The sequence below is a fragment of the Deltaproteobacteria bacterium genome (assembly GCA_016183175.1).
Classification (GTDB): domain Bacteria; phylum UBA10199; class UBA10199; order UBA10199; family SBBF01; genus JACPFC01.
Map to the genome: position 1 here is coordinate 1 of JACPFC010000089.1, position 8,234 is coordinate 8,234.

Sequence of the window (8,234 nt, forward strand, 5' to 3'; positions counted from 1 at the left end):
GGCTTCCCATCTTGACCGCTTCTTCGATTTTTTGATCGATTTCGGCATAAGTCAGATTGTACGATTCTTTGTGGTGGGTCGTGGGACGATAAAAGGCGCAAAAGTTGCACCTCGCCGTGCAGACATTTGTATAGTTGATGTTCCGGTCGATGAGATAGGCGGCCCGTTTTCCGTTTTTCTTCACGGCAATTTCACGCGCGCGGCGGCCCAGGGTGAGAAAATCGGCGTTGTGCGCAAGATCAAGCGCTTCCTTAAGGGTGATGCGGCTGGTGTTCATGCCAAACCCGGTAATTTCCTTTTTCCCTTCAACAACCCCATTTCAAAACAGAGATCCTTAAATTTTTCAATCCCCTCGAGGCTCTTGAGGGTGAAGTCGTATTGAATGCTTTTTGTCAGATAGAATCTCATTCGGTCAAGGGGGAGATCGTGAAGCCCCCGGACAATCTCCTCCCGACGGGCCAACCCCTCTTTTTTAGCGGCTATCAGGGCACCCAGCATCTCTTGGGAGAGAGGTTTTCGGGATACCCATGCCGCATAGATGAAAGGGAGGCCGGTTTGTTTGGTCCACTCCTCCCCCAAGTCGAGACGTTTGTACCCCGGTTCGTTGAAAAAAATGGCTTTGTCGCCGATGTGTAATTGGGCGTCGGGTTGCGGGTTTCGGGCTTCGAGAATCGAAAGATCGTGTTTCCAGAAGACCGAATAAATAACTTTAAATAAAGATACTGATGTTACTGATTCTTCAGAGTATTTTATTGATTTAATTTTTGATGGATGGTCTAAGTTCTTGCGGTAGAACAAGGCCACGCTTTCCACGGGGCCGCACGATTGAATCACCCCCGCCTCATACGCTACCTGCCACGAGGGATTTTTAAAAAAACTGAAAATGGGAAGGAGGGCGACATCCAATTCTCCTGCACCCATTTTTTCCTCAAGTTCCCTGGGGGCGCCAAAGACCACTGTCTGCGCCAGATAGCGAACGAGAGGGAGAGTGTTAATGTAAGGGGGGGCGCCAATTTTTAACATGAGTAACCGGTAACCGGTAACCGGCCCCTGTCTTCATTTTGGTTCAACCGGTTGAACCGGTTCAACCGGCTTTCCATTCACAATCGGCAGAATGGCCTCCGAGGTCTCCACGGTGCAACTGCCGTGTCGTTTATGTTCATAGTCGGGGACGATCTTCTGGACCACGCCCCGGTCAAAAAGGACAAAAAAATCGCCGACGGTGCAGATTTTTTTGTACATCTTGCGGAGGATGGAGGGCCAGTTGGTCTGGGGATCCATGAATTGCTCTTCGGTCACATTCTGCTGGATATCCGGCCTGGTGTAGATCCAGACCTGCTCGTAGTCGACAAAGACCGGATGGTGTTCGGTGGCGGAATAGGGGTCCCCCAACGCCAGCTTGACCATCCATTCGTTGAAGCCTTCCTCCACCTTTCCCTGCCGGACGGCCTTTTTTTGATCGTCCGAGAGGGCGTCAAACTGTCTCTTTTCGTCGGTGCTTAAATGTTCGAGCCGCGCCTCCACCGCGGAAGTCTGTGCCGGCCCTTTAAGCTCTTTTTTCTTTTTGGCCCAGGCGGAAGAGACACCCGCCAGGAAAATCACCAGGAAAAGGGCCATCAGGCGTTTTGAAGATGAAGTCATGAGTGATGATCCTACATCTGGGTGTACTCCGGACCGCTTCCCCCTTCGGGCGGCGTGAGGCGCCCTCCCTTGGCGGTGATGGCGCCGCACTGGATACAGTTGGTGGGGCTGATCTGGATTTGTCGTTGACCCGGTTGATCCGTTTCCGTCGGTTGAACCGGCTGAGCCGGTTCGACCGGTTCAACCGGTCCCCATTCGTAGACCCCCGCGGGACACATCCGGATCCAGGCCTCGCCGATTACCTCCGGCACCTTCTGCCGGATTCGGAGATGGTTCGGCTGGTTGTCCCTGCTCCGGTTGCCCGAGCCGTACACGCTGTCCAGTTTGTCGAAGGTGAGACTGCGGTCGGCTTTCTGATAACTCCTCCGGTTGAACCGGCTCAGCCGGCCGTCAAAGAGCGGTTGAGCCCCATCGCTTTTTTGCGCGAACCGGCCGCCGGGAAAGCGCCCCCCCGTTGCCGTCATGAGCCCGGCGAGAATGGATCCGGCAAAAAATCCGTAGTGAAAGGCCTGGCGCATGTTGCGGACCTTGTAAAGATCCTTCCAGATGATGCTTTCTTTTATTGCCCGATCGTAATGGGCCAACGATTTTCCCTCTTTGCCCGTCAACGTGCCGAAAATAGCCTCCGCGGCCAAAATGCCCGACTCCATCGCGTAATGAATCCCTTTCAGCGCCGGGACATTCACAAATCCGGCGGCGTCGCCGATAAAACAGCCGCCCGGGACATGGAGGGTTTCGGGGAGTGAATAGAACCCCCCCTCCAAGCGAGGCGTCGGCGTAGTCGAGGCCGACCACAAGTCCCAGCGAAATTTTATTTGGCCCGAGCCGGTCTGGCGGACCGAGCGGATAAGCAAAACTCCCTCCAAATTCGCGAAACCGCTTGGCCCCGCGGAGAGGCCACCCCATGGTGTGCACAACCTGTTTTAACGGTTGCGGCACCTCCCAGATTTCCTTGACCCCCAAGGCGTAAATCTGTGGATTCGGTCGTTGGATGTTAAAATGCTCAAGAGTTGCCTGGGTTAAATGCCCGGTCCCTCCTTCGCCGAAGACCGTCCATTGCGCCGTCACATCGGCCCCCGGCTCAAAATTGGAAAGCGGCTGTCCATGGCGATCGAGCCCCTTGTCCCCCGTCCGAACGCCGCGGACTGCCTGATCCCGGATCAACACCTTGACCCCTGCCGTCTCATTCAAGATCGTGACCCCCAGCCTTTCGGCCTGTTCGCCGAGCCATTTTCCCATTTGCGAGAGCGAGGCGACATAGTTGCCGTGATTGCGCATGGTGGGAGGGACAATCGGCGCTTTGAAGGCCCGTTTTTTGGTCAGAAAATAAACCGCCTCGCCCGGCACGGCCTGGGCAAAAGGGAGTTTTTCCAGGGGGAGATCCGGAAAGAGCCTCTTAAACGGCCGCGGGTTGACGACGGCCCCGGAGAGGAGATGGGCGCCCGGATATTTTCCTTTCTCGATGACCGCAATCGGAAAGTCGCCCAGTTTGGCCTTGACCTCCGGGACGGTTTCCAAAAGTTGAGCCAGCCGGATGGCCCCCGCCAGGCTGGCGGGCCCGGCCCCCACAAACAGAACCCCCACGGCGATCTGTTGTTCGGCGGGGCGAAGCGAGGGGACGATAAATTCCCCATTTTGTACGGGAGGGGGATAGTTGGCGGGAATATGGTCGGTTGCCGGCATCATTTTGGCTTCAACGGATGGGGTCGAATAGCATGAAAAACCGGGGGGAGTCAAATTTCGCGCAAATAAAGTTGACACCGCCGGCAGGAAATAATACGCAGAATAACCGTTCAAGTGATTTTCTTCGACCATTCAAACACCTTGCGGTCATTGTTTTGCAAACAAAGAGGGCCCCTTTGTCTTAGACGCCAGTGGCGCTGCCACCGCAATTTTCGTAAGCCGCTTCGAGTAGAGTTGTCTCGAAGGCCAATGGGACCGGCGGGAACGAAAATTGCTTCGCCAAAAGGACTCTCTTTGTTTGCCTTTTTGTTGATCCTTGTTATCTTGCCGCTCGGACCGGCGCGGGCGGTCGATTTCACCGGCAGTGCCGAAGACGATTTTCCCGCCTCGGCCTGCACGGATGACCCCAACGGCCAAAACATCGCCTTGAGCGATGCCTTTCCCCCGGGGACCATCAGCGGATTTGACGTCCAGGCGATCTGTCTCCTCTACGACGGGGCCTTGGACACCCTTTTTGTCGGCATCATGACATTTGACGACGCCGACGGCGACCCCCTCATCTTCGGCGACACCGATGGCAACGGCGATCCCGGCGGAACAGGCTCTGCGCTCGCCGGGGAGGGGGGAACCGATCATGCCGATCTTGCCGAGGAGGAATATTTTGCGCTGATCCTCGACTTCGATAACGACCTCGATACGACCCCGGAGGCGGTGGCGGGGGTAAGCGCCGAACTCTCTGCCCCCGGCGGGTATCGGGTGCGGGAGGTCGCCCTCCCCGATTTGGGGATCGATTTCTCCTTTTTGTCCGACTATTATGGTTCGACCATCACGGGGACCGGCGACAGCGAGATGTTCGCCAGTCCCTCGGTGGATGAGCCTCATCTGGAATTCACCGTTGCCGGTTTTTCGTCCCTTCCCGGTTTTTCCACGCTCGATCCGGCCGTGGACGACGAAAAGATCGCCCTTGTCTTCAAGGCGGGGAGCCTTGGCGACACCGTCATCGGCGACGAGGACATCCGCGTCTCGGTGGCCATCGCCGATTTTTTTGACGACGACGGGGACGAAATCCCGAACAACAGCGATCCCGACAACGACAACGACGGTCTCGACGACGAGGACGAAATCGACATCGGCACCGACCCGTTCGATCCCGACAGCGACGACGACGGCGTCTCCGACGGTGACGAGGTGGATAACGGCACCGATCCAATGACCCCCGGCGACGGCGTCGATCCCGATATCGACATATCGGACAGCGCCGATGCGGTGCAGGTGCAGGGGAGCGGGTTCGGGTCTTGTGCTCTTGTTCGTGAAAATCACGGGTCGCGAGTCACGGGTCACGGGTCATTTTTGATCTTTGTCCTCGGACTGATTCCTCTCTTGTTCTTCCGCTTTTTTTTTCGTCGATCGGTTATTTCGGCAGTTCTTCTTATTATTCTGATCGGCCTTTCAACGAAGACATTCGCCCTTAACGCCGAGCTGTTCCGGCCCCATTTCGACGGTTTTGGACTCATTAATCTCCTCGACAGCCGCAACCTGCAAAAACGGGCTTGGTCGGCCGGGATGGGCTTCAGTTATTCCAATAATCCCGTTGAGCTGGGAGCGGTGGCCGGCGGCGGGCGTCTCGATTCGCTTGTCGATTATCATGTCAACACAACGTTGACCGGCGCCTACGGGATCACCGACTGGGTGGAGATCGGCCTCATCATCCCTTTCTTTCCCAATCTGAAGGTCGAGCCGATCGGAACCAGCGCCGGTCAATCGGGGGCCGCCTTTGGCGACATCAGCATCGCCTCCAAGTTTCACCTCTGGGACAAAGAGGGGGAATCGGGAAGCATGGGGGTGGCGGTCGCCCCCTTCATTACTTTTCCTTCCGGAAGCGATGCGAAGTTCACCGGAGATGACAATGTCACCGGCGGTTTTCGCGCCATTGCCGATCTCGATATCAAGAAAAACAAGTTTGTGGCGAATCTGGGGATTCGCTTGAGGGAACGGGAGGAACTTCTGAATCTGGCGGTGGGGCAGGAACTTCTCTACGGCGTCGGCTACACCCGCCCTATCTGGGAGCCGTGGGATTTTCACGGCGTCACCGAATTGAACGGATCGGTTTCGTTAAACGGCTTCGGCTCCCGCTCCAACCGTGCCCCGCTCGAATGGCTGTTCGGTTTTAGAAAAGGTTTTATGGAGAGCCGGGTTTTTGCCACTGTCGGAACGTCGTTTGGCATCACCAACGGCTACGGCGCCCCCGACTTCCGCGTTTTCGGAATGCTCGGTTACACGGCTCCGCCGATTGTGCCCAAGCCCAAACCGGTCCGCACCGAGACCGAAACGATTGAAAAGCGGGTTTCGTACAAAAGTTATGTCCGTCTGGAAGGGGGGCAGATTGTCATCTTGGAGCCGATCCATTTCGAGACGGCCAAGTGGATTATTCTGGAAGAATCGCTCCCGGTGGTCAAGGCGGTGGCCGATCTGATGATCAGCCAGCAACATATTCGCCATGTGGTCATCAAGGGGCACACCGACGCCCGCGCGTCGGATTCCTATAACATGACCCTCTCGCAGAACCGCGCCAACGCCGTCATGCAACAATTAATCGAGTACGGCGTCGAACCGACCCGCCTTTCGGCCGAGGGGTGGGGGGAGCGCCAGCCGATCGCCGACAACGTCACGCCGGAGGGGCTGGCCAAAAACCGCCGCGTCGAATTCCATATCGTCGAAATTCAGGAAATAACCCCCCGCGAGACCACCGAAACCTCAGAAGAGATCATCAAAAACGGCAAGAAGGTTCCATGACGCCTGCTCCCTCCATTCTTTTGACCGATTTCCCAAAAATCCACTCCCCTTTTATCCGGCAGACCTTCAGGGTAAATCCGGAGCAGTGGAAAAAAGAGGGATCGAAACTGGGATTGAGGCTCCCCGAGGCGTATCTTGTCACCAAACGGATCAACCCGGGTTATGAATGGGTGTTTGAAGATCCCGACACCATTGCCGTGGAAAAGTTGAACGGGACAAACGTGAAAATTTTAATGGAAAAGGGGCGCCTTGCGGCGCTTCAAAACCGGAAAAACGCGATTGACCCTTTGCAGATCATGCACGGAAAGACCTTTATCATCGAGGGGGTTTTCCGGTCGATCGGCAAGGGATATGTGAAAGAAGACGGCGAACAGACGGGCGAGGTTATCGGCCCAAAACTTCAGGGGAACCCTTACAAGCTTGATCTGCACGAATGGTATCCCTTCGAAAAGGCGATCGGCGATCTGCGCTACAAATCGTTTCACGAACATGAGCGGAATTTCGAAAATTGGAGTTCCTGGTTCAAGGATTATCTTTTTTCGCGGTATTTCACCAAACGGGCCTCAAAGCTGGGGTTAAAGGAACAGGTCTTTGCCGAAGGGGTGGTGTTTTACAATCTTAAAAGAAAGGCGGAAGGGAAGGCCTGGATGGCCAAGCTCCGCCGGGACATGTTCGACTGGTATTATTCGCCGAAAATCGAAATCCGCGACTACATCTCCGAGGGGCGCGACGAGGTCGAGGATCAGGAAAAGTTCGATTGAAAAACGTTGAGGCGTGGCCTGTGACACGGGAACGGGACGCCTGTGTCAAAAGAGGTGGTCATCATCGGATTTTTCTTTCCGGTTGATTCCCCCCCAATTCGGGTGTTACATGATCTCCCTCTTGTGAGCGAGGATCGGATTTAATCCGTCCGAGCGAACGGGGGGTGCGGGGGCGCCAGCGGCAAAGCCCCCGATATTATGCTCACCGAACTCTTTGTCAAAAATTTCGCCTTGATCGACGAGGTCCGGATGGAGTTCGGACCCGGTTTTTCCGTTATTTCCGGCGAAACAGGGGCGGGGAAGTCGATCCTTGTCGAGGCGCTGGGACTCCTTGTCGGTGGGAAAGCGGCGCCGGGCCTGATTCGCGCCTTCGAATCCGAGGCGATTGTGGAAGGGATTTTCGAGATCGACGAACGGAATCCCATGAGGACTCTGTTGTCCGATGCGGGTCTTGATGACCCGGCAGGGCCGGCATCCGGAGATCAACTGGTTATCCGCCGCCACATTGCAGGAGGAGGAAGAAATAAAATCTATATCAACGGCCGGAGCGCGCCCCTTTCACAGTTGGAAACATTCGGCCCTTATCTGATTGACCTTTCCGGCCAGCACGACCAGCAGATTCTTTTGCACGAGGAAAACCATCGGGCCCTCCTCGATGGCGACCCGAAAATCGTCCCGCTCCTGGAGTTGTACCATAGGTCCTATACGTCCTATAGCGTCCTGTCAAACGAAGTTGCCGAGTTAAAACAGGTTTCCGCCGACCGCGACAGACGTCTCGATTTCCTCAAATTTCAATTAAAGGAAATTACCGATGCAAAAATTGAAGATACGGCGGAGGAGGAACATCTTTTGGCCGAAAGGTCGCGGGTAAAAAATGCCGATTTCCTTTTCGAGCTGGCCCGCGAGGCATCGGAGGGATTAAGCGAGGGAGAAGAGGCGGTGCTCGAACGGGTTGATTTGCTGATATCCAAACTCGAAAAGGGGTTGAGCCGCGATCCCTCTCTGGAAGATGGGCTTAAAATGCTTGCGCAGGCCCGTGCCCCGTTGGCCGATGCGGGAAACTTTTTTGCCTCGTATCTGGAAAAATTATCGGTCGAGCCGGGAAGATTGGACGAAATTGAAGCGCGGCTCTATCTGTTCCATCAGTTAAAAAAGAAATATGGAGAGACGCTGGGGCGCGTCAAAGAAAAGGGGGAGGAGATCGAAAAATCGCTCGATGACCTGGAAAATTTTGAGGATCGTCTGGCCAGAAAAGAAAAGGAGTCGGCTCTTTTGACGGCGGAACTGGGGGAGAAGGCGAGTCTCCTTTCCGAGGCCCGGAAAACAGCGGCTGTCACACTCGAAAAGAAAATACAA

Annotated in this window: 8 protein-coding genes; 3 read left to right on the top strand and 5 right to left on the bottom strand. The window is 55.5% G+C overall.

Annotated elements, in window-relative coordinates; all coding sequences use genetic code 11:
* From HYU99_08975 to HYU99_08995, 5 genes are all read right to left on the bottom strand, one after another.
* A partial coding sequence (locus HYU99_08975) for a dehypoxanthine futalosine cyclase (GenBank protein MBI2340477.1) occupies positions 1-277 on the bottom strand: 277 nt, incomplete at its 3' end.
* A complete protein-coding gene (locus HYU99_08980; GenBank protein ID MBI2340478.1) occupies positions 274-1,023 on the bottom strand; it encodes a hypothetical protein in 750 nt (249 codons plus the stop codon). The genes HYU99_08975 and HYU99_08980, both read right to left, overlap by 4 nt.
* A gap of 33 nt (positions 1,024-1,056) precedes the next feature.
* Positions 1,057-1,641, bottom strand: a complete 585-nt coding sequence (locus tag HYU99_08985; protein ID MBI2340479.1) for a hypothetical protein — start codon at positions 1,639-1,641, stop codon at positions 1,057-1,059.
* 11 nt (positions 1,642-1,652) lie between these two features.
* Positions 1,653-2,105 (bottom strand): 4Fe-4S dicluster domain-containing protein, encoded by a 453-nt coding sequence (locus HYU99_08990; protein ID MBI2340480.1) that lies wholly within the window; start codon positions 2,103-2,105, stop codon positions 1,653-1,655.
* Positions 2,032-3,456 carry an NAD(P)/FAD-dependent oxidoreductase gene (locus tag HYU99_08995; protein MBI2340481.1) on the bottom strand — a complete coding sequence of 475 codons (1,425 nt, stop codon included), beginning with the start codon at positions 3,454-3,456 and terminating at the stop codon, positions 2,032-2,034. The genes HYU99_08990 and HYU99_08995 overlap by 74 nt, the downstream gene beginning before the upstream one ends.
* A gap of 177 nt (positions 3,457-3,633) precedes the next feature.
* Here HYU99_08995 and HYU99_09000 point away from each other — a divergent pair, with 177 nt between their 5' ends.
* The 3 genes from HYU99_09000 to HYU99_09010 all read left to right on the top strand — a co-directional run.
* A complete protein-coding gene (locus tag HYU99_09000) occupies positions 3,634-6,117 on the top strand; it encodes an OmpA family protein (protein MBI2340482.1) in 2,484 nt (827 codons plus the stop codon).
* Positions 6,114-6,878, top strand: coding sequence for a hypothetical protein (locus HYU99_09005; GenBank protein MBI2340483.1), 765 nt, complete (start codon positions 6,114-6,116; stop codon positions 6,876-6,878). Before HYU99_09000 ends, HYU99_09005 begins: the two co-directional genes overlap by 4 nt.
* Before the next feature lie 198 nt (positions 6,879-7,076).
* Positions 7,077-8,234, top strand: a 1,158-nt coding sequence (locus HYU99_09010) for an AAA family ATPase (GenBank protein ID MBI2340484.1), incomplete at its 3' end; no start/stop codon positions are given.